This is a genomic window from Aeromonas sp. R3-1, from assembly GCF_040908345.1.
Taxonomy (GTDB): Bacteria; Pseudomonadota; Gammaproteobacteria; order Enterobacterales; family Aeromonadaceae; genus Aeromonas; species Aeromonas veronii.
Genome location: NZ_JBFODN010000164.1, coordinates 1 through 20176, shown reverse-complemented (window position 1 = coordinate 20176; position 20176 = coordinate 1). Strand labels below are relative to the sequence as shown.

The following is a 20176-nucleotide window of genomic DNA, read 5'->3' as shown; positions in this document are numbered from 1 at the left end:
GGGGATCGCCGCTGCCTTTGCCGGCGTTTCCGGCGGTTTTGCCGCCAACTTCCTGCCCTCCGGCGGGGATGCGCTGCTGCAGGGTTTTACCCAGTCCGCCGCTCAGTTGCTCGATCCTGACTACATGGTCAACACCCTGTGCAACATCATCTTTACCGGTGCATCTTCGTTGCTGATCATCTGCGTCGGCTGGTTCATCACCGAAAAAGTGGTGGAGCCGCGCCTCAAGCATGTGGCGCTCAACGAGGATCTGGAGAGTGCCGACGAGATGGGGCGCTACAGCGCGCAAGAGAGCCGGGCCTTCAACTGGGCCGGGTTTGCCATGCTGGCGGCTATCGTGCTGCTGGCGCTGGCGCTCTCCCCGAGCGACTCACCGCTGCGTGCTGCTGATGGCTCTCTGACCACCTTCGCCGCGCCGGTGATGAAGTCCATAGTGCCGCTCATCTTCCTGCTCTTTATCCTTCCCGGGATTGTCTACGGCTTTGTCGCAGGCAGCTTCAAGAGTGGCAAGGATGTGATCGACGCTATGTCGGCCACCATGAACAAGATGGGCTCCTACATGGTGATGGCCTTCTTCTGCGCGCTCTTTATCAAGGCGTTTGGTGACTCCAATCTGGGCACCCTGCTGGCCCTCTCCGGTGCCGAAGTGCTCCATGCGCTGGCGCTGCCCGGTGAGGTGACCATCGTCGGGATGATCCTGCTCACCGCCACCGTCAATCTGGTAGTCGGCTCGGCCTCCGCCAAGTGGGCGCTGATCAGCCCGATCTTGGTACCCATGTTGATGGCGGTGGGGATCTCCCCCGAGCTGACCCAGGCGGCCTATCGGGTTGGGGATTCTGCTTCCAATATCATCACCCCGCTGATGGTCTTCTTCCCGCTGGTGGTGGTCTATTGCCAGCAGTATGTGAAGAGCACCGGGATCGGTACCCTGGTCTCCATGATGCTGCCCTACTCACTGGCCTTCCTGGTGAGCTGGACGATTTTCCTGCTGCTCTACTGGGCGCTCGGCTTCCCGCTCGGGTTGCAAGCCCCTTACGTCTATCCGGCCCCTTAAGCTGGGTGTGCGAGGGAGCCTTGGGCTCCCTCGTTTTTTTCGCTATGGTGTTACCTCATTTTGGAGGTGCCATGAATCAGACCATCGATCTTATCCTTTCCCATCGCTCCATTCGTCAGTTCACTGCCGAGCCGATCGCCCCGCAGCAGCTGGATGCCATTCTCGCCGCCGCCCAGTCCGCCTCAACCTCGAGCTTTTTGCAGGTGACCAGTATTGTGCGAGTCTGCGAGCCCGAGGCGCGTCAGCAGTTGCTGATCGGTGCCATCGACGGCGCACTGATGGCGCAAAACGCCCTGCTGGCGGCCCAGTCGCTGGGGCTGGGCGGGGTCTATATCGGCGGCATTCGCAACCATCCGGCCGAGGTGAGCGAGCTGCTCGGCTTGCCCCATCAGGTGATCCCGCTGTTTGGCCTCTGCCTTGGTCATCCTGCCCAGCAGCCGGAGCAGAAACCCCGTCTGCCCAGGGGATTGGTGGTGCATCAGGAGCGCTACCTGCACGAGCTGGATCGCGACCTGCTGGCCCAGTACGATCAGCAAATCGCGGACTACTATCAGGCTCGCAGCAGCAACAATAAGCAGCAGACCTGGAGCGGCCAGATCCGCGCTATTCTGGGCAAGGAGTCCCGCCCTTTCATGCTGGGATTCCTGCAATCGCGGGGCTTTAACCTCAAGTAATGGCGCTGATGGGCGATACTATGGGGAGGTGACCGTCATGGTCATCATCCCCTGATCCTGCAATCTCTCCCTGAGACCGGGGGCACAGCTTGGTGACAAATCGTGGGCAAGGGGGGATCTGCAGGCTACCTTAAGTGGGTAAGCTGTTGTAGGATCACGCAATTGGATAGGAACAGGGGTTTGGACATCCTATGATTTTAACTTTGGTATTGCTGTCTATTGGCGCACTCCTGTTTTTGGTTATCGCCTATAACGTGGTGCAGCAATATAAGCAGAAGGCAGAGGCGGACAAGCGTCACGCCGTTGCCAGACACAAGACGGTAGCTGACGAGACCGAAGAGGTGCTGCTGAACGTCAATCTGGTGCCTTTCTCCAAGAACATGGTGTTGCTGTTGCAGCACCGGATCCTCGATGCCTATCGCGCCATCGCCCAGGTGATGCCGAACAATCAGATCAAGCAGCGTATCGTTGATGTACAGACCCAGATCAAAAATGTGCAGGAGAACTACAGCGTGCAGGATGAGGGGCAGTTCAAGACCCCGGAGTCCGATCGTCAGGCGATCCAGATGCTGCAGTTGGTCAAGAAGATGCGGGCTGTGCTGCGGGTCGAGCACAACAAGGGCAAGATTGACCCTCAGGGGTTTGCCCAGGAAGAGCGCCGCCTCGAGCTGATGCAGCTCAAGATCAACATCTCCAATCTGGTCAAGCGGGCGATGGATGCCCGCATTCAGGGCCAATATGGTACATGCCGCCAGCTCTATACCAAGGGTCTGTCGGCCATGGCGAGCGTGGGCGACAAGGATCCCTATCTGCTGGCCCGTGAAGAGGATATGCGTCAGGGGCTCAAGGAGCTTGAAGAGCTGCAGCAGCAAAATAGCGCGCAGGATCTGCAAAACATCAAGGACAAGGAAGCTGACGAGCTCGATGTCCTGTTTCAACCCAAGAAGAAATGGTAAGCATGTCCCACCCACTCGATTCCACACTGGGGCCAATGGCCCCATTTGTTTCTCAGCTGTTGGCCGAGCTGGCCGCCAGTGGCGTCACAATTTCCCGGCCAACGGTCGATCACCTCTGTTATCGGGCGGCTACCCTGCAGGAGTACTGCGCGCTATGTGCTGTGCTGGCTGAGGCAGGTACCTTGCTGGTGGAGGGGATGATTGGCGGACGTCCCATCGCCACCTATCAGTTGCATCAGCCGCTGTTGGCTGGTGAGGTACAGGTACCCTGTATCGAGCTGGCTGCACCGAAACCGGGTCGCGTCCATCAGGCGGGGCTGGAACATATCGAGCTGGTGGTTACTTCACTGCAAGATCTGGTAGCGCGCTATCCCGAGCTGCCATTCAAAACCGGCAACATGCAGGATACCCGCAACCCCGATATTGGCCTGATGTTGCCCTCCGGACAGATCAAGTTTCATCTGCGCCCGCTGGCTGAGGTGATCGCCGAAGAGGTGGCGACCGATGCTGTGGTCGCTGTGCCTGCGGATTATTTCGATCAGGAGTGATCCTGCGCTCAATGCGGTGCGAGCCTGACAGGCTCTTGAATAACGCAGCAAAAGGGGTCACCGGTGTGACCCCTTTTGTTATCTGGCGGTGCAGGGTTGCGAGATCGCCATCTGCTCGTGGGTGACCCTGTTTGCGCTGAGCCTGTTACCCGTGTCGGTAGGGTTGCTGGGCGGGCAGTTGCGATTGGCTTCGCTGCTTGAGACGGCCGAGCCAGAGGCTCAAGCCCGCCGTCAAGATGAGGACCAGTTCAATTCCCATGACCAGACCGCCCAGCTCGCCTTGCACCCAGAAGGGGTGCAGGTAAAGCCCACCCAGACTGGCTCCCAGATAGTAGGCTACCAGATAGAGGGAGGAGGCGAGGGCGCGGTTGTGTTCGACATGATGACCGACCCAGGCACTGGCGCAGGCGTGTGACAGGAAAAAGCCGAAGCTGGAGATCAGCAAGCCACTCAGGATCCCGGGCAGGCTTCCTTGCAGTAGCCACAGACTGCCGAGGGCCATCAGCGCGATCCCCACGAGCAGCATGCGTTGTGCCCCCCAGCGGTTGGCAAAGCGGCCGCTCAAGGAGGAGGCCACCGTTCCCGAGAGATAGGTGAGAAACAGCATGCCGAGCCACTGGGTGGGCAGGGAGAAGGGGGGCTTGGCCAGCAAGAAGGTGAGGTAGCTGAACTGGTTCAGAAACACCATAAAGTTGAGGCCGCCAATCAGATAGGCCCCTACCAGCAAGGGATTGGTCAAGTGTTGCTGCAAGGCGCGGGCAAATTGACCGCGAACGGGGGCGCTCGCCACAAAGCGGGTTTGGTGGGGCAGCAGCCAGAAGACCAGCGGCAGCAGTAACAGGCTGATCACTCCGATCCCCAGAAAGGTATGCTGCCAGTCGCCAAACCAGCCAGCCAACAGACCGCCGACCACCCGACCGGCAATGCCACCGAGGGAGTTGGCGGCAATATAGACCCCTACCGCCGAGAGGAGCGCCCGTTTGCTGAACTCTTCCCCCATATAGGCAATCGCGGTCGCGGGCAGTCCTGCCAGCAGCGCGCCCTGCAGGATGCGTAGCAGCAGCAGGGTGCCAAACTGCTCAACCAGCGGGATTAACAGTGAGAGCAGGATCGCCAGGGTGAGGGTACCCAGCATGACCTGCCGACGGCCATGGCGATCCGCCAGTCTGGCGCAGATCAGCAGGGAGGCGGCGAGGCCTGCAGTGCATCCTGCCAGTGTCCAGCTGGCCGAGAGGGAGTTGACCGAGAAGACCTCGGCAATCAGGGGTAACAGGGGATGGGTCTGGTAGAGGTTCAGAAACACCAGAAAAGAGCCCAGGCTGAGGGCCAGGGTTGCACGTATCCACTCGCGACTTCCAACTTCAATCATTGCGTATTGTCCTGACTACTTTTGGTCAGGGTAGAGTCCATGCAGTTATAAATATAATATATTTAAGTTATCCATCTCATAAGATGAATTGATACATGGATCTGAAACAGCTCACCTATCTGCTGGCGGTCAGGGATGCCGGCTCATTTACCAAGGCAGCCAACAGTCTGCATGTGGCACAGCCGGCCATCAGCATGGCCATCGCCAAGCTGGAGCAGCAGCTCGAATTGCGGCTGTTTGATCGACAGGACCGGGCGGTACGGCTCACCCCGGAGGGAGAGGTGCTCTGTCGCCATGCCGAGCGCTTGTTGTTGCAGATGCATCAGGCCGAGGCCGAGATGGCCGAGCTCAAGGGGCTAGAGCGGGGGGAGGTGCGGATCGGGATCCCCTATATGATGGGCTCCTACTATTTTCCCCCTCGACTGATGGCCTTCAAGCATCGCTATCCCGGCCTCAAGATCCGGGTCGAAGAGGCCGGCACCCGTGAGCTGCTCAGCCGGATGGTGGATGGCTCCCTCGATCTGGCCATTCTCATCACCAGTGATCTTCCCCCCGCCATCGAGGGGGCACATCTGCTGAGCGAAGAGATGTTGATGGTGGTGGGGGACGATCACCCCTTGCGCGGCGAACCGGCCGTCACCCTCTCGCAGTTCTTTGCTCAGGAGCTGGCGCTGTTTCGCCGTGGTTTTTACCACCGGGAGCATATGGAGGCGCTGGCCCAGAGCCTGGGCGTTGAACCCGATATCGCCTTCGAGAGCAATCTTATCCCTCTGCTCAAGGCGGTGGTGCGGCAAGGTTTTGCGGTGACCACCTTCTTGCGGATGGTGCTGGAAGAGGAGCCGGATCTGAGTGGCGTGCCCTTCGACCCGCCCATCTACCTCGACCTCTGTGTGGCGTGGCGGCGTGGCGATCCGCTCTCCATGGCCAACCGTGCCTTGCGTGATTTTCTACTCAAGGAGCGCCCGGCCTGATGGCGGCGGGCCATTGCTGAAAGTTTGTTACTATTAACGGTGGGTTCGCTTGAGGGCTACACCATGAAATTGCAGCAATTGCGCTATATCGTCGAGGTGGCGAACCACAGGCTGAATCTGTCGGCCACCGCCGAGAGCCTCTTTACCTCCCAGCCTGGGATCAGCAAACAGGTGCGGATGCTGGAGGATGAGCTGGGGATCCAGATCTTCGAGCGCAGCGGTAAACACCTGACCCAGATCACTCCCATCGGTCGGGATGTGATCAAAGTGGCCGCCGAGGTGCTGGACAAGGTCGCCACCATCAAAGTGATGGCCAGGCAGCATGTGCATCCGGAGCAGGGAACCCTCACCATTGCGGCTACTCATCTGCAAGCCCGTTATATTCTGCCCGCCATCCTCAAGGGTTTTATGGCCCGCTTTCCCAAAGTTGCCGTAACTGTGATGCAGGGGAGTGCGGCGCAGTGCCGCGCAGCCGTGCATGATGGCGCTGCCGATCTGCTGCTTTCCGATGAACCGGAGGAGGGGAGCGATCTGCTCATGCTCCCCTCTTTTCAGTGGCAACGGGGCTTGGTGCTGCCAAAGGAGCATCCGTTGGCCAAAGCAACATCGCTGACCCCGGCCGAGCTGGTGGAGTTTACGCTGGTGACCGATGGAAGGGCTCTCTCCACAACTCATGGCTCTGATTGCGCTCATGCCGAGAGCCGGATCGCCTGCTGTACGAGCGACAGCGATGTGCTCAAGACCTATGTCAGACAAGGGATGGGCATCGGAGTGATGGCAACTTTTGCCTGGGAGCCCCAGCGCGATGGTGATCTGCTGCTCAAACAGGTGCCTTGGCTACCTAGTGGCGTTGCCGCTATCGGGTTGCGCAGAGGGGCGTTTTTGTGCGGCTATCTGTATGACCTGATTGGACGTCTCGCGCCGCAATTGACCCGGGAGCGGGTCGAACAATACTGTGCTGCCCGCACTTGCGAAGAGCTTGAAGCTCTGCTGGCCAATTTGACCGTGCCACTTAGATAGCTTGGGTTGATGTGTGGTCATCCCAAGAAAAACGCCTCCCAATGGGAGGCGTTTGACTATCTGGCATTCGTCAATGCAGGCTCACTTCTTCAGCATATGATCCAGCTTGTTGGCCTTGGTCGACAGATAGAACTCGTTGTGGGGATTGCGTCCTTCCTGCAATGGAACCCGTTCGGCCACCGGAATACCGAAGGATTCCATGGCTTTCATCTTGCGCGGGTTGTTGGTCATCAGTTTGAGAGACTTGACTTCAAGCTGCTTGAGCATGTCGGCGCAGATGGTGTAGTCGCGCATGTCGGCGGCGAAACCAAGGGCCACGTTGGCCTCCACGGTATCGGCCCCCTGATCCTGCAGGTGATAGGCGCGGATCTTGTTGAGCAAGCCGATGCCACGGCCCTCTTGACGCACATACAGCAACACGCCACGACCGGCTTTGGCGATATTCTCCATGGCCGCCTGCAACTGGAAACCGCAGTCACAACGCAGGCTGAACAGGGCGTCGCCGGTCAGGCACTCTGAGTGGATCCGGCCCAGCACGGGCTCGTCACCGGTAATGTCGCCCATCACCAGTGCGGCGTGGTCTTTGCCTGTGCCGGTTTCCTGAAAACCTACCAGCGTGAAGGTGCCCCAAGGGGTTGGCAATTTGGATTTGGCCACGAGGGTAACGCTGCTCATAGGTTGCTCCTTACTACTAACGGCTCAAAAAAGGGGGCCAGTTTAGCGCGCCTTGTCAGGAACGACCATAAGAACAAGTCCCTGCATTGCTTAATGAAATCTCCAAATGAGATACAAGCACAGCTGTCCGGCGGGGTTTTGGCCCTTTGTGCGGATTGATGACTGCCAGGCTCACCACATTCGGGTATAATCGGCGCCCATTAACCCACCCCTTCGGGATGGGAGCAACACAGTGCAGGAGAGAAGTTATGCCTCAGATGGCCCCCGTAATGACAATTGATGGCCCCAGTGGTGCAGGTAAAGGCACCTTGTGTCAGCTGCTTGCTGAGAAGCTGGGTTGGCACTTGCTGGACTCGGGCGCCATCTATCGGGTGTTGTCCCTGGCCGCCCTGCATCACGATGTAGAGCTGGACAGTGAAGCCTCACTGGTGCCACTGGCTGCCAATCTGGATGTGCAATTTCAGGTTGAGGGCGATCTGGTCAAGGTGATCCTGGAAGGGGAAGATGTCTCCCGCACCATCCGCACCGAAGAAGTGGGTAATGCTGCCAGTAAAATCGCCGCCTTCCCCCGGGTGCGCGAAGCATTGTTGCGCCGTCAGCGTGCTTTTCGTCAGGCCCCGGGTCTGATTGCCGATGGTCGTGACATGGGCACAGTTGTTTTCCCCGAGGCCGAGGTGAAGATTTTCCTCGACGCCAGTGCCGAAGAACGGGCCCAGCGTCGCTATAAGCAGTTGCAAGATAAGGGCTTTGATGTTAACTTTGAGCGTCTTTTAACCGAGATTCGGGAACGTGACGATCGCGACAGAAATCGCGCTACTGCACCCCTGAAACCGGCAGAAGATGCTCTGGTGGTAGACTCTACCGCCATGACCATAGATGAAGTGCTGGCAACAGTACTCGCCTATGCAGAGCAACAACTTGGTGATGCCAGCGCAAGCTGACATCCGGTCGTCTGCACCAAGGATGGCGCAGATTATTTAAAACAGCCCCGCTTGTGCCGGATTGCAAGTGGATGTTTCATTTGTGACATAAACAATGATCGAATCTTTTGCTCAACTCTTTGAAGAGTCCCTGAACGCCGTTGAAACCCGTCAAGGTTCCATCGTCAAGGGTACTGTCGTTGCTATCGAGAACGGTTTCGTACTGGTTGACGCCGGTCTGAAATCCGAGTCTGCTATTCCGGCTGAAGAATTCAAGAACGCCATGGGCGAGCTGGAAATCAACGTCGGCGACACCGTTGATGTGGCTCTGGACTCTATCGAAGATGGTTTCGGCGAAACCAAGCTGTCCCGCGAAAAAGCCAAGCGCCACGAAGCCTGGCTGCAGCTTGAGAAGGCTTACGAAGAGCAAGCTACCGTTATCGGTATCATCAACGGCAAGGTCAAGGGTGGTTTCACCGTTGAACTGAACGGCATCCGTGCCTTCCTGCCGGGTTCTCTGGTTGACGTGCGTCCGATCCGTGACACCGCTCACCTGGAAAACAAAGAACTCGAGTTCAAAGTCATCAAGCTGGACCAGAAGCGCAACAACGTTGTTGTTTCCCGTCGTGCCGTGATCGAGACCGAGAACACCTCCGAGCGCGAAAGCCTGCTGGCTAACCTGCAAGAAGGTCAAGAAGTTAAGGGTATCGTCAAGAACCTGACCGACTACGGTGCATTCGTAGATCTGGGCGGTGTTGACGGCCTGCTGCACATCACCGACATGGCGTGGAAGCGCGTTAAGCATCCTTCCGAAATCGTCAACGTTGGCGACGAGATCGCTGTCAAGGTTCTGAAGTTCGACCGCGAGCGTACCCGTGTATCCCTGGGTCTGAAGCAGCTGGGCGAAGATCCCTGGGTTGCTATCGCCAAGCGTTACCCGGAGACCACCCGTCTGTCTGGCCGCGTGACCAACCTGACCGACTACGGCTGCTTCGTTGAAATCGAAGAAGGCGTTGAAGGCCTGGTACACGTATCCGAGATGGATTGGACCAACAAGAACATCCACCCGTCCAAAGTTGTTAACGTTGGCGACGTGGTTGATGTGATGGTTCTGGACATCGACGAAGAGCGTCGTCGTATCTCCCTGGGTCTGAAGCAGTGCAAATCCAACCCGTGGCAGCTGTTTGCCGAAACTCACGCCAAAGGCGACCGTGTTTCCGGCAAGATCAAGTCCATCACTGACTTCGGTATCTTCATCGGTCTGGATGGCGGCATCGACGGCCTGGTTCACCTGTCTGACATCTCCTGGAACAACCAGGGCGAAGAAGCCGTGCGTGAATTCAAGAAAGGCGACGAGATCGAAGCCGTTGTTCTGCAAGTGGATCCGGAGCGTGAGCGCATCTCCCTGGGTGTCAAGCAGATCGAAGAAGACCCGTTCAACAAGTACCTGGCTGACAACAAGAAAGGTGCTATCGTGAAGGGTAAGGTTACCGAGGTTGATGCCAAAGGTGCCGTTATCGAACTGGCTGATGGCGTAGAAGGCTACCTGCGTGCCTCCGACGCTGCTCGTGACCGTGTAGAAGACGCCACTCTGGTGCTGTCTGTTGGTGACGAAGTTGAAGCTAAATTCATGGGCGTTGATCGTAAGAACCGCACCGTAAGCCTGTCTGTCCGTGCTAAGGACGAGGCTGATGAGCGTGTTGCTATCGATAACCTGAACCAGCAAGAAGAAGTTGTGTTCAGCAATGCTATGATGGAAGCGTTCAAAGCCGCCAAGGGTGAGTAATCCTTGATGCAAGAAAAGGGCGGCATTGCGCCGCCCTTTTTTATCCTGGCAAAATGAATATTGCATGTGATCGGGGAAGGAGATTTAACGTTATGACCAAATCAGATCTCATCGAACAACTGGCAGCCAGCCGCATGCATATGCCGGCCAAGGATGTCGAAGCCGCCATCAAGGAGATCCTTGAGCAGATGGCGTCGACCTTGCAAAACGGCGACCGGATTGAAATCCGCGGATTTGGCAGTTTTTCACTGCACTATCGTGCGCCCCGTGTGGGCCGCAACCCCAAGACTGGGGACAAGGTTGAACTGACCGGGAAATATGTCCCGCACTTCAAACCTGGTAAAGAGTTGCGCGAGCGCGTCAACATCATTGAATAATGCAGAAATGGGCATACCTCGGGTATGCCTTTTTTCTTTTTGGCACCGATTCCTGTGCCAATCGTCTTGTTTCTTAAACTCTTTTCCCATTCACTCTAGAGTCTGCCTGCGATTTTAAGGATAATCAGCCTCTCATTAGATACTGACAGGGAGCTCTTATGAAGCGTATTTTGGCCCTCATTCCGCTGGTGCTGGTGTTTGTTCTGACCCTGGCGCTGGGCTCACAAAATGGCCAGCTGGTTCAGTTCAATTACCTGATCGCTCAGGGTGAGTTTTCACTTGCCATGCTGTTGGGCTTCTTCTTCGCTGGCGGTTTTTTGCTGGGCTGGCTGGTATTCGGCCTGCTGTTCCTGCGCCTGAAAATGCAAAACCGCACCCTCAACCGCACCATGCGTCGTCAATCCCGCGAGTTGGAGCTGGCCCGGTCACCGGGTAAGGAATAATGTTCCTCAATGCTTGAACTGCTTTTCCTGCTGTTACCCATCGCCGCCGGTTATGGCTGGTACATGGGTCGCAGGAGTGTTCGCCAGGACACCCAAAAACAGAGTAACCAGTTTTCCCGCCAGTATGTGGCGGGCCTCAACTATTTGCTGTCCGATGAATCCGACAAGGCGGTGGATCTCTTTATCCAGCTGCTTGAGGTGGACAGTGAAACCATCGAAACACACCTCTCCCTCGGTAACCTGTTTCGCCAGCGTGGGGAGGTCGATCGTGCCATCAAGATCCACCAGAACCTGGTAACCCGCCAACTGACCCGGGAGCAGCGACAGCTTGCCCTGCAGGAGCTTGCGCGCGACTTTTTGGCTGCTGGTCTGCTGGACCGAGCGGAAGCGCTCTGGAATGAGCTGTGTGACGACAGCGACTATGAAGAGACGGCGCTGGCACAGCTGCTGATCATCCATCAGCAGTTGCGGGATTGGGATAAGGCCATCGATGTGGCGGTTCGTCTGCAAAAATTCCAGGGCAAGAAGCTGGCCGACCCCATCTCCCATTTCTATTGCGAGCAAGCCGAGATCGCGCTGCGTGAGGGCAATAAAGGGGAGGGGCTGGCCAAGCTCAAACGGGCGCTCAGTATCAATCCGGCATGTGCCCGGGCCAGTTTGCGCCTCGCTGAGCTCGCCATGACAGATGGAGAGTATGAGCAGGCCAGCAAGGAGCTGCTGCGGGTGTTCGAGCAGGATATCGACTTTGCCTCCGAGGCGATGCCCAAATTGCTCGAGTGCTATCAGCAGTTGGGGCGCACGCCTGCGTTGATCCCGCTGCTTGAGAAGGCAGTGGAAGATCACGCCGGTGTCAGCGTGACCCTGGCCCTTGCCAAGCTGGTTGAAGAGCGTGATGGCCTGAGTCAGGCCCGTTCGCTGGTGCTGCGTCAGCTGCGTCGTCATCCCTCGATGAAAGGTTTTTACCAGTTGGTGGGTTTTCAACTGGCCAGTGCGGAGGAGGGGCCTGCCAAGGAGAGCCTCGAGCTTCTGCAACAGCTGGTCGGCGAGCAGATAAAAATCAAGTCAACCCACAAGTGTCGGCAGTGCGGATTTGCCACTCACTCGTTGTTCTGGCAGTGCCCGTCTTGTCGCCAGTGGGGTTCCATCAAGCCGATCCGTGGTCTGGACGGTGAATAACAAGCAATAGGATGTGAGATGCAAGATCCCAAAGTACTGGTAGCGCTGGATTATCAGCACGAGGCAGATGCCTTAGCGTTCGTTGAACGTATCTCTCCGGCCCAGTGTCGTCTCAAGGTAGGCAAGGAGATGTTTACCCTGTTTGGCCCGCAGTTTGTACGCCAGCTGGTGGCCAAGGGATTCGATGTCTTTCTGGATCTGAAATTTCACGATATTCCCAATACCGTTGCCAAAGCCGTGGCAGCCAGTGCCGAGCTCGGTGTCTGGATGGTCAACGTGCATGCCAGTGGTGGTGAGCGGATGATGCGTGCCGCCAAAGAGGCGCTGCTGCCTTATGGCGACAAGGCGCCATTGTTGATCGGGGTGACCGTACTGACCAGCATGGAGCAGTCCGACATGATCCCTCTTGGTCTGGATGTGAGCCCTGCCGAGCAGGTGATCCGGCTGGCTACCTTGACCAAGGCATCCGGCTTGGATGGGGTTGTCTGCTCTGCCAACGAGGCCCATGAGCTTAAAGCCTTGCTGGGTGATGAGTTCAAGCTGGTGACCCCGGGTATTCGCCCGACCGGTTCAGCGGCCGGGGATCAGCGCCGGGTGATGACACCGAAAGCGGCGGTCGAGGCGGGGTCCGATTATCTGGTTATCGGTCGCCCCATTACGCAGGCTGCCGATCCGGCCGCCATGCTGGCCAGCATCAATGCCGAGCTGGCTGGTGCGTAACAGGCTCACTCAGTGATACGCGGTGCAGGCCGAGTAACAGGCCTGCACCGGCCCCGATAAGATGAGAGCCGATGTGTACCTTGGCATTGATCAGGGTGGATATCGGGCTCTCTCCTGCGTTGTAGAAGTCCATCGCCAGCTTGATCCCCATCCCTGCCAACAGTAGCCAGCCCGATGTGCGGCGTCCGTGGCGAATATCCTGCATTGCACCCCAGACAAACAGGCCATGCAGCGAGCCGGATAGCCCCATGTACCATTGGGTCTGCGGGCACCACCACCAGATCCCCAAGCCCACTGCCAACCAGAGCAGCAACATCAGCAGCGGCAGGCGAGCCCCACCCAGATAGTCGCGAAACAGGCTATAGAGGATGGCGAGGCCGCCCAGATTGAGCAGCAGGTGCCACAGATTGGTATGAGCCAGATTGCCTGTTATGATCCGCCACCCTTCGCCCCCGGCGATCAAGGGCCGATCGAAGGAGAGCTGAAGATTGGGAACGGTAAAGAAGAGTAGCAAGCTGGTGAGAGAGAGCGTGATAACCCAGAGCAATCCAGATTTGTCTGACAACATGAAACAGTCCAACGACAAGAACAGTCGATACTGTACACGTTGCACCCGAGCCCTCAAAGCCTGCCTGTGCGATTATATTGTGCCGGTTGACAATCACACGCCCCTCTACATCTTGCAGCACCCCAACGAGGTGGCACATCCCAAGGGGACCGCGGCGCTGCTGGCGGCCTCTTTGCAACAGTGCGAGATCCATGTGGGGGAGGACTTTTCCCGCGATGAGTGGCTCAATGGGTTGCTTGCAGATCCTGCCCGTCGCTGCTATCTACTCTGGCCGGATGAGGATGCCATTTCGCTGACCGATCTTCGCCAACAGCGGGAGAGTGAATCCTCTGGCTCCGCATCAGTCGCCTTTATCTTGCTTGACGGCACCTGGCGCAAAGCCTATCGCATGTTGCAGAGCAACCCGGCACTGGCCCGCTTGCCCCGCATCGGCATTGGTGCCATTGCCGGTCAATATGCCATTCGCAAGAAACCCTTTCCCGATGCCCTCTCTACCATAGAGGCGGGCTATCACCTCTTGTCCCGGTGGGAGGGGAGGCCGGAGCACTATGCGCCCTTGCTGACCCTGTTTAACCGGTTGAATACCCAGTGGCAGGACTTTGCCGAAGGCCGCCGCGCGTGACATTTGAAGGAGTTATCAAGATGAAAAAAGCAGTCGTGGTTTTCAGCGGCGGTCAGGACAGCACTACTTGTCTGGTGCAGGCATTGGCCCGGTATGATGAAGTGCACGCCATCACCTTTGACTATGGCCAGCGCCATCGGGAAGAGATCGACACCGCGCGCCGTCTGGGCAGTGCACTGGGGATTGCCGCCCACAAGGTGATGGATGTAACGCTGCTCAATGAGCTGGCGGTCTCTGCCCTGACCCGTGACGACATTCCTGTCAGCTGCGAGCTGCAGGATAACGGGCTGCCCAACACCTTCGTGCCGGGCCGCAATATCCTGTTCCTGACCCTGGCTTCCATCTATGCCTATCAGGTGGGCGCCGAAGCGGTGATCACCGGTGTCTGCGAGACCGACTTCTCCGGCTATCCCGATTGCCGTGACGAGTTCGTCAAGGCCCTCAATCAGGCGGTGTCGCTGGGGCTGGATCGCGGCATCCGTTTTGAAACTCCCCTGATGTGGCTCGACAAGGCCGAGACCTGGGCACTGGCGGATCACTATGGCCACCTCGACACGGTGCGCCAGCAGACCCTGACCTGCTACAACGGCATTGCCGGTGACGGCTGCGGCACGTGTCCTGCGTGTGAACTGCGGAGTCGCGGTCTGAACAACTATCTGGCCGACAAGGCGGGCATCATGGCCAGACTGTTTGAGAAAACCGGGCTGGGCGAGAAAAGCGCAGAGTGAGCCTGCGTCTTGCCGTGGCTTGGGGTATAATCCGCGACTTTTGCAACAAGCCGTGATCGAGATGCACTACCCAATCAACGAGATTTTCCAGACCATCCAAGGGGAGGGCATCTTTACCGGCCTGCCCGCCATCTTTGTTCGCCTGCAGGGTTGCCCGGTGGGCTGCCCCTGGTGCGATACCCGTCATACCTGGGTTGTTGATCCGGCTCGTGAAGTGGGTAAGGCGGCGGTGCTGGATCGTTCCAACGAATCCGATTGCTGGAGCCAACTCAGCACCGCGCAGATTATCAAGAGCTTTGGCGATCTGGGTTATCAGGCGCGTCATGTGGTGATCACCGGTGGGGAACCCTGCCTCTACGATCTGCATGAACTCTCGTCAGCATTACTGGCGGCGGGTTATCAGGTGCAAATTGAAACCAGTGGCACCAGCGAGATCAAGACTCATGAGCAGACCTGGGTAACAGTCTCCCCCAAGATCGGTATGAAAGGGGGGCTGCCTGTGCTGGTCTCGGCGCTGGAGCGGGCCAACGAGATCAAGCATCCGGTGGCCACCGAGCACCATATTGAAGAGCTGGATGTGCTGCTCGCTACTGCTACTCTGCGCCCTGATGTGGTCATTGCCTTGCAGCCGATCAGCCAGAAGCCAAGGGCCACCCAATTGGCGATGGATACCTGTATCGCGCGTAACTGGCGACTCTCAATCCAGACTCATAAATATCTGGATATCGATTAATATGGATTGGCTATCCGACGAACAGGTGCTGCTGACCCTGACCAACAAGATGCCTTACGGTAAATATCAGGGTCGACGTATCATCGATATTCCCGAGCCCTATCTGGTGTGGATGGCGCGCAGCGGTTTTCCGGCGGGTAAATTGGGCCAGACGCTGGCGTTGGCTTACGAAATCAAACTCAATGGACTCGAGTCCATGATTATTCCCATTATTAACAGGATGTCGGTATGAGAATATATACGAGGCAGGGCGACAAGGGCATGACCCGGCTGGCCGATGGTATCCAGTTGCCAAAGGATCATTTGCGGGTCGAGACCTACGGTTATATCGATGAGCTCAACTCCCATATTGGCTTGCTGATTTGTGACGTCCCGTCGCAAGAGGTCGGCTTATTGGCTGATTTACAGCTGTTGCAACAGGAGTTGTTTGATCTGGGGGGCGAGTTGGCATTCTCCAGCGACGCCCAGAATGAATCGATTTGGCAAGTCAATGCCGCCTGGACCACTCGCCTTGAACAGCAGATAGATCGTTATAGCGAACCATTGCCACCGCTGCGCCAATTTATATTACCCGGTGGTTCCCGTGCTGCGGCGCAAGCGCATGTGGTGCGTACTCTGGTGCGTCATTGCGAGCGCTTGCTGCTGACATTGAGCCGGGAAGAGCGGGTCAATCCCGAGGTGCTGCCCTATCTGAACCGGATGAGTGACTGGTTCTTTACCGTTGCCCGCTATCTCATCTGCGTGGCAGGGGATCGTGAAGTGCTGTGGGTCAAGGCAGCAGATCGCCTGCAATCGGCTATCTGATATGTCACATTTAAGCGGCAATAAAAAACCTCGCCTTGGCGAGGTTTTTTATTAGCAACGAGATTGAGATCAGATAGCAAAGTCTTCCAGTGATTTGCCTGCAGCCACTGCGTTGGCAATAGCCGAAGGCATACGGCCCTGGCCGGTCCAGGTTTTCTCTACGCCATTATCCTGATAGCGATATTTGGCCGGACGTGGCGCCCGCTTGGCTTTTTCTGATTTGCCGGGGTTGGTAGCGACAGCGCTTACCAATTCTGCCGGGTCAATACCGGCTGCTTTCAGCATTTCGCTATATTCGTTAATTTTCCGCAGATGCTCTTCACGGGCTTGGCGCTCGGCAGCCTCATCCTGCTGACGTTCAGCAACGATAGTAGAGAGTTTTTCCAGTGCCTCTTCCAGTTGTTCCAGAGAAAGCTCGCGGCAGGTCGCACGCAGACTGCGGATATTAAGCAGTACCTTTAAAAATTCATTCATAGGAGTTACCACGTCGAGTCAGAGAAAAATATTATGTTCCAGCTGATTTTTGCTTGGTGATTTAAATAAGTCAAGCCGGGTTAAATATAATATCCGTGGGGAACCTCAATACAGATATTTAATATGGCCAGCAATAGGCTTGGTGATTGGATGCCAATGAAGCCGCAGTAGGTGAAAATAGCGTCAAAGCTGGCGTTGTTGCATCATTTGACTACCATTTTCCGGCCCTGATTTGTTTATTATGATTATTTAATCAAAAAACTTGCTATAAGCTGCCATCTCGATAAAATGTGCGGCGAATACCTTTAAGTAGAGGCGCGCTGCCTATGAGTATTTGTGCGGAGGGTGATGCCTGTGATGCACAAGGAAAGGAGTCAGCGCCGAAGTGGCCAGGCCATCATACCGGGCTGCTGGTTCTGCATCTAATAGGTGCAGGACTGCCATAGTCATCCACTATGGAGCGCTACCTGAAGGGGCTGAGGAGTATGACCTCCCCATAGGTTTTGTTTCTTTAGATCCTCTCGGTAGATCTCCACCTGTAATCTTTAGGTGCAAAGAGATCATGGACATTAGTCATTTCGCCGACTCCGGTTGGTCCGTTCTTCCCCCCCTGTTGGCTGTCGCGCTGGCGATCATGACCCGCCGCGTGCTGTTGTCCCTTGGTGTGGGCATCGTCACCGGCAGTTTGCTGCTCAATCAGTTTTCGCCCCTCGAATCCCTGCATTACATGTTGAATACCGTGCTCAAGATCTTCTGGGTCGATGGCGCGCTCAATCGTGACAACGTCAACATGATCCTGTTTATGCTGCTGCTGGGTGGCCTCATCAGCCTGATGAGCGTCTCCGGGGCGACCCGTGCCTTTGCCGAGTGGGCCGAGCGTCGTGCCAAGACCCGCAAGGGCGCCAAAGCCCTGACTGGCATGATGGTGTTTGCCTTCTTTATCGATGACTTCTTCCACAGCCTGTCGGTGGGGGCCATCTGCCGTCCGGTGACCGACCGCTTCCAGATCTCCCGTGCCAAACTGGCCTATCTGCTGGACTCCACCGCGGCGCCGGTCTGCGTGCTGATGCCCATCTCCTCCTGGGGTGCCTATATCATTGCCCTGGTTGGCGGCATCATGGCGGCCCACGGTCTGACTGAACAGAGCCCCATCGCGGCATTTGTCGAGATGATCCCGATGAACCTCTACGCCGTCTTCACCCTGATCATGGTGCTGGTGGTGATTGCATTCCAACTCGATATCGGCCCGATGCGTCAACACGAATCGTGGGCGCTGGAAGGCAAGCTGTGGGATGAGTCCAAGGGCCGCCCCATCGGTCTGGATATGGAGAGCCCGGAAGAGAGCAACGGCGGTATGATCGACATGGTACTGCCTATCCTGACCCTGACCGCCGCCACCATCTATTTCATGATTGATTCCGGTGCTGCGGTGCTGAGCGAGAAGGGGCTGCCGTTTAGCGTGCTCGGCTCGTTCGAAAATACCAACGTCGGCTCCTCGCTGGTTTACGGTGCCCTGTGCAGTCTGGTGGTCTCCATCGGTCTGGCCATGCGCCTGAAGCTGGGTGCCAAAAACTGGATCAAGGCTGCTCCGCAAGGCGTCATGGCCATGCTGCCAGCTATCAACATCCTGCTGTTTGCCTGGACCATAGGTGCCGTGGTGCGCGACGTGGAGACCGGCAAGTACCTGGCTTCGCTGGCTAACGGTAACCTGCCGATCGAAGTGCTACCTGCCGTGGTCTTTATCCTCTCCTGTGCCATGGCGTTTGCTACCGGTACCAGCTGGGGTACCTTCGGCATCATGCTGCCGCTGGCCGGTGACATGGCCGCCGCCAGCGACATCAGCCTGATGCTGCCGATGCTGGCGGCGGTACTGGCTGGCTCGGTGTTCGGGGATCACAGCTCACCCATCTCCAGCACCAGCATCCTCTCTGCCACCGGTGCCGGTTGCCATCACATCGATCACGTGATGACCCAGCTGCCCTATGCACTGGCCATCGCCTTCGGCGCGGCCATCGGTTACCTGGCGATGGGCTTGATGCACTCCAGCCTGGCCGGTTTCAGTGTCAGTGCCCTCTGGTTCGTGCTCTTTACCGGCTATCACCTGAAAAAGGCCAAAGCGCGGCCAGTGCTGGCCACCGCGTAACATTTATAGAGCAAGGGGCCCGCGGGCCCCTTGGTTTTGTCAGGGGCTTTGGTTAGCATGCGCCCCATAAATTCAGTTTCGGAACAGTATCATGGCTTCACTGCACTACAAATTTGCCACCATGAATTCAGGCAAATCCACCCAGCTCATTCAGGCGCACTTCAACTATCTGGAGCGGGGCATGCATCCTCTGGCGATGACGCCAGCCATCGATGACCGTTTCGGGGTTGGGGTGATCAGTGCCCGGGTTGGTCTTGAACTGAAGGTGGACGTGTTCAGCGACAGCTGTGATCTGTTTGAAATGGTGAAAGAGCGCCATGCAAAGAAACATATCGATGTCTTTATCGTGGACGAGGCCCAGTTCCTGACCCGTGAGCAGGTCTACCAGCTGGCCCGCATCGTCGATGAGCAGGATATTCCGGTGATGGCCTATGGCCTCAAGACCGATTTTCGCGGCGAGCTGTTCCCCGGTTCCTACCATCTGCTCTGTCTGGCCGACAAGTTTGAAGAGCTGAAGAGTATCTGCTGGTGTGGCAACAAGGCTCACATGAACTCCCGGGTCAATGAAGCGGGGCAGGTTATGCGTGATGGCGAACAGGTGGAGATCGGTGGCAACGATCGCTATGTGTCACTCTGTCGCAAACACTATCTCGAAGGTCGGGCTTACAAATAATTCGGCTGCGATATTTGAATCGTCGAGCAGGGCGCCAATCTGGCGCCCTTTTTATTTTCCCCAACTTCTATCGCTGTGGTTCAGTCGATCTCGATATCCACCGGCGCAATGATGGGGTCGGCCACCGGCAGGCGTTGAAACAGCTGGCGAAAATGGTGCTGTACCCGGCCGATATCCACCAGTGACATGCCGGAGGCAAAACCGAACCAGACGTAGAGCCCGGTGAGATCGCGAAACATCGGCGGTAGGTAACGGGGGGCGGCAATCAGCCCCTCTAGGTAGTGCTGATAGAGCACGGGGATGTCATCCAGGGTCACCTTGCCGACAAACAGCATCGGCAGGATCTCGGGCACCCCTTCCAGCACGGCGCTGCGGATAAAGTTGACCGTCTCCACATAGCCACGCACGTAGGAGAGATCCTTGGTAAAGCAGGCGCCGCCGCCCACCATACCGCCACGAAAGACCCGCTGGGTGATCTTGTAGGCGTCGTGCTCGCTGGTGCCCTGCTGTACGAAGTGCTGAAACACCTCGATAAAATCGGCGCCGCGCTCGGCCATGTCGATGGCCATTACCCGATCGGAGATGCGCTTGGCCCGATCCGGAAAGGAGCTGAAGGTGAGCGTCTCAATCAAGACCGCCAGCCCCTCCTGGCACGCAGTGATCCGCGGCGAACCTGCGCTCAGCCAGGTGGCATAGGGCTGCTGGCGACCGTTGAGGGTGGTGCCGACATGAACCCACCCCT

24 protein-coding genes and 1 riboswitch are annotated in these 20176 nt (G+C 57.2%); of the genes, 19 read left to right on the top strand and 5 right to left on the bottom strand.

Annotated features, from left to right (window positions below; translation table 11 throughout):
- The 4 genes from AB5Y85_RS10205 to AB5Y85_RS10190 all read left to right on the top strand — a co-directional run.
- Positions 1-1054 (top strand): AbgT family transporter (locus tag AB5Y85_RS10205; protein ID WP_368221357.1); only part of this gene is annotated, 1054 nt, incomplete at its 5' end.
- A 71-nt stretch (positions 1055-1125) separates the two neighbouring features.
- Positions 1126-1728, top strand: a complete 603-nt coding sequence (gene nfsA / locus AB5Y85_RS10200) for an oxygen-insensitive NADPH nitroreductase (protein WP_257687486.1) — start codon at positions 1126-1128, stop codon at positions 1726-1728.
- A 191-nt stretch (positions 1729-1919) separates the two neighbouring features.
- Complete coding sequence (locus AB5Y85_RS10195; RefSeq protein ID WP_005337161.1) at positions 1920-2684, top strand: hypothetical protein; 765 nt, start codon at positions 1920-1922, stop codon at positions 2682-2684.
- Positions 2678-3232 (top strand): VOC family protein, encoded by a 555-nt coding sequence (locus AB5Y85_RS10190; protein ID WP_257687485.1) that lies wholly within the window; start codon positions 2678-2680, stop codon positions 3230-3232. Before AB5Y85_RS10195 ends, AB5Y85_RS10190 begins: the two co-directional genes overlap by 7 nt.
- 145 nt (positions 3233-3377) lie before the next feature.
- On the opposite strand, the gene AB5Y85_RS10185 is transcribed toward AB5Y85_RS10190, so the two are convergent.
- Positions 3378-4601 carry an MFS transporter gene (locus AB5Y85_RS10185; protein WP_128816189.1) on the bottom strand — a complete coding sequence of 408 codons (1224 nt, stop codon included), beginning with the start codon at positions 4599-4601 and terminating at the stop codon, positions 3378-3380.
- 95 nt (positions 4602-4696) lie between these two features.
- Between AB5Y85_RS10185 and AB5Y85_RS10180 the strand changes: the two genes are divergently transcribed.
- Together AB5Y85_RS10180 and AB5Y85_RS10175 are read left to right on the top strand one after the other, a co-directional pair.
- Entirely contained in the window at positions 4697-5572 is an 876-nt protein-coding gene (locus tag AB5Y85_RS10180; protein WP_005337156.1) for a LysR family transcriptional regulator, read from the top strand.
- A 63-nt stretch (positions 5573-5635) separates the two neighbouring features.
- Positions 5636-6592, top strand: coding sequence for a LysR substrate-binding domain-containing protein (locus tag AB5Y85_RS10175; protein ID WP_236357914.1), 957 nt, complete (start codon positions 5636-5638; stop codon positions 6590-6592).
- An 81-nt stretch (positions 6593-6673) separates the two neighbouring features.
- Here the strand turns inward: AB5Y85_RS10175 and ribA are convergent, their stop codons facing one another.
- Complete coding sequence (ribA, locus tag AB5Y85_RS10170) at positions 6674-7267, bottom strand: GTP cyclohydrolase II (RefSeq protein ID WP_005351157.1); 594 nt, start codon at positions 7265-7267, stop codon at positions 6674-6676.
- 248 nt (positions 7268-7515) lie between these two features.
- Here ribA and cmk point away from each other — a divergent pair, with 248 nt between their 5' ends.
- The 6 genes from cmk to pyrF all read left to right on the top strand — a co-directional run bounded on the left by cmk (position 7516) and on the right by pyrF (position 12689).
- Positions 7516-8208 (top strand): (d)CMP kinase, encoded by a 693-nt coding sequence (cmk, locus tag AB5Y85_RS10165; RefSeq protein WP_019444698.1) that lies wholly within the window; start codon positions 7516-7518, stop codon positions 8206-8208.
- A gap of 94 nt (positions 8209-8302) precedes the next feature.
- Complete coding sequence (gene rpsA / locus AB5Y85_RS10160) at positions 8303-9973, top strand: 30S ribosomal protein S1 (RefSeq protein ID WP_005337148.1); 1671 nt, start codon at positions 8303-8305, stop codon at positions 9971-9973.
- Positions 9974-10065: 92 nt separating this feature from the next.
- A complete protein-coding gene (gene ihfB, locus AB5Y85_RS10155; RefSeq protein WP_005299934.1) occupies positions 10066-10350 on the top strand; it encodes an integration host factor subunit beta in 285 nt (94 codons plus the stop codon).
- Between the two features lie 158 nt (positions 10351-10508).
- Entirely contained in the window at positions 10509-10793 is a 285-nt protein-coding gene (locus AB5Y85_RS10150; RefSeq protein WP_005337143.1) for a LapA family protein, read from the top strand.
- 9 nt (positions 10794-10802) lie between these two features.
- Positions 10803-11969, top strand: a complete 1167-nt coding sequence (gene lapB, locus AB5Y85_RS10145) for a lipopolysaccharide assembly protein LapB (protein ID WP_204379920.1) — start codon at positions 10803-10805, stop codon at positions 11967-11969.
- Positions 11970-11987: 18 nt separating this feature from the next.
- Entirely contained in the window at positions 11988-12689 is a 702-nt protein-coding gene (pyrF, locus tag AB5Y85_RS10140; protein ID WP_005351164.1) for an orotidine-5'-phosphate decarboxylase, read from the top strand.
- On the opposite strand, the gene rrtA is transcribed toward pyrF, so the two are convergent.
- Positions 12664-13257, bottom strand: a complete 594-nt coding sequence (rrtA, locus tag AB5Y85_RS10135) for a rhombosortase (protein ID WP_236297403.1) — start codon at positions 13255-13257, stop codon at positions 12664-12666. The two genes, pyrF and rrtA, sit on opposite strands and share 26 nt — an antisense overlap.
- Here rrtA and AB5Y85_RS10130 point away from each other — a divergent pair.
- The 5 genes from AB5Y85_RS10130 to AB5Y85_RS10110 all read left to right on the top strand — a co-directional run bounded on the left by AB5Y85_RS10130 (position 13256) and on the right by AB5Y85_RS10110 (position 16144).
- Positions 13256-13879 carry a tRNA-uridine aminocarboxypropyltransferase gene (locus AB5Y85_RS10130; protein ID WP_236297402.1) on the top strand — a complete coding sequence of 208 codons (624 nt, stop codon included), beginning with the start codon at positions 13256-13258 and terminating at the stop codon, positions 13877-13879. The genes rrtA and AB5Y85_RS10130 overlap by 2 nt on opposite strands.
- A gap of 20 nt (positions 13880-13899) precedes the next feature.
- On the top strand, positions 13900-14607 hold the full coding sequence (gene queC, locus AB5Y85_RS10125; protein WP_005359893.1) for a 7-cyano-7-deazaguanine synthase QueC: 708 nt from the start codon (positions 13900-13902) through the stop codon (positions 14605-14607).
- Positions 14608-14668: 61 nt separating this feature from the next.
- A complete protein-coding gene (gene queE / locus AB5Y85_RS10120; protein WP_064341131.1) occupies positions 14669-15340 on the top strand; it encodes a 7-carboxy-7-deazaguanine synthase QueE in 672 nt (223 codons plus the stop codon).
- 1 nt (position 15341) lies between these two features.
- A complete protein-coding gene (locus AB5Y85_RS10115; RefSeq protein WP_005337126.1) occupies positions 15342-15572 on the top strand; it encodes a DUF3820 family protein in 231 nt (76 codons plus the stop codon).
- Complete coding sequence (locus AB5Y85_RS10110; protein ID WP_257687484.1) at positions 15569-16144, top strand: cob(I)yrinic acid a,c-diamide adenosyltransferase; 576 nt, start codon at positions 15569-15571, stop codon at positions 16142-16144. The genes AB5Y85_RS10115 and AB5Y85_RS10110 overlap by 4 nt, the downstream gene beginning before the upstream one ends.
- Before the next feature lie 69 nt (positions 16145-16213).
- Here AB5Y85_RS10110 and AB5Y85_RS10105 read toward each other — a convergent pair whose 3' ends face one another.
- Complete coding sequence (locus AB5Y85_RS10105) at positions 16214-16618, bottom strand: H-NS family nucleoid-associated regulatory protein (protein ID WP_257687483.1); 405 nt, start codon at positions 16616-16618, stop codon at positions 16214-16216.
- A 302-nt stretch (positions 16619-16920) separates the two neighbouring features.
- A riboswitch (Lysine riboswitch) is annotated at positions 16921-17092 on the top strand.
- Between the two features lie 88 nt (positions 17093-17180).
- Here AB5Y85_RS10105 and AB5Y85_RS10100 point away from each other — a divergent pair.
- Both AB5Y85_RS10100 and AB5Y85_RS10095 read left to right on the top strand, forming a co-directional pair.
- Positions 17181-18761, top strand: coding sequence for a Na+/H+ antiporter NhaC family protein (locus tag AB5Y85_RS10100; protein ID WP_257687482.1), 1581 nt, complete (start codon positions 17181-17183; stop codon positions 18759-18761).
- A gap of 91 nt (positions 18762-18852) precedes the next feature.
- Positions 18853-19434 carry a thymidine kinase gene (locus AB5Y85_RS10095; protein ID WP_005337121.1) on the top strand — a complete coding sequence of 194 codons (582 nt, stop codon included), beginning with the start codon at positions 18853-18855 and terminating at the stop codon, positions 19432-19434.
- 80 nt (positions 19435-19514) lie between these two features.
- Here the strand turns inward: AB5Y85_RS10095 and AB5Y85_RS10090 are convergent.
- Positions 19515-20176, bottom strand: a 662-nt coding sequence (locus tag AB5Y85_RS10090; RefSeq protein WP_368221356.1) for a tyrosine/phenylalanine carboxypeptidase domain-containing protein, incomplete at its 5' end; no start/stop codon positions are given.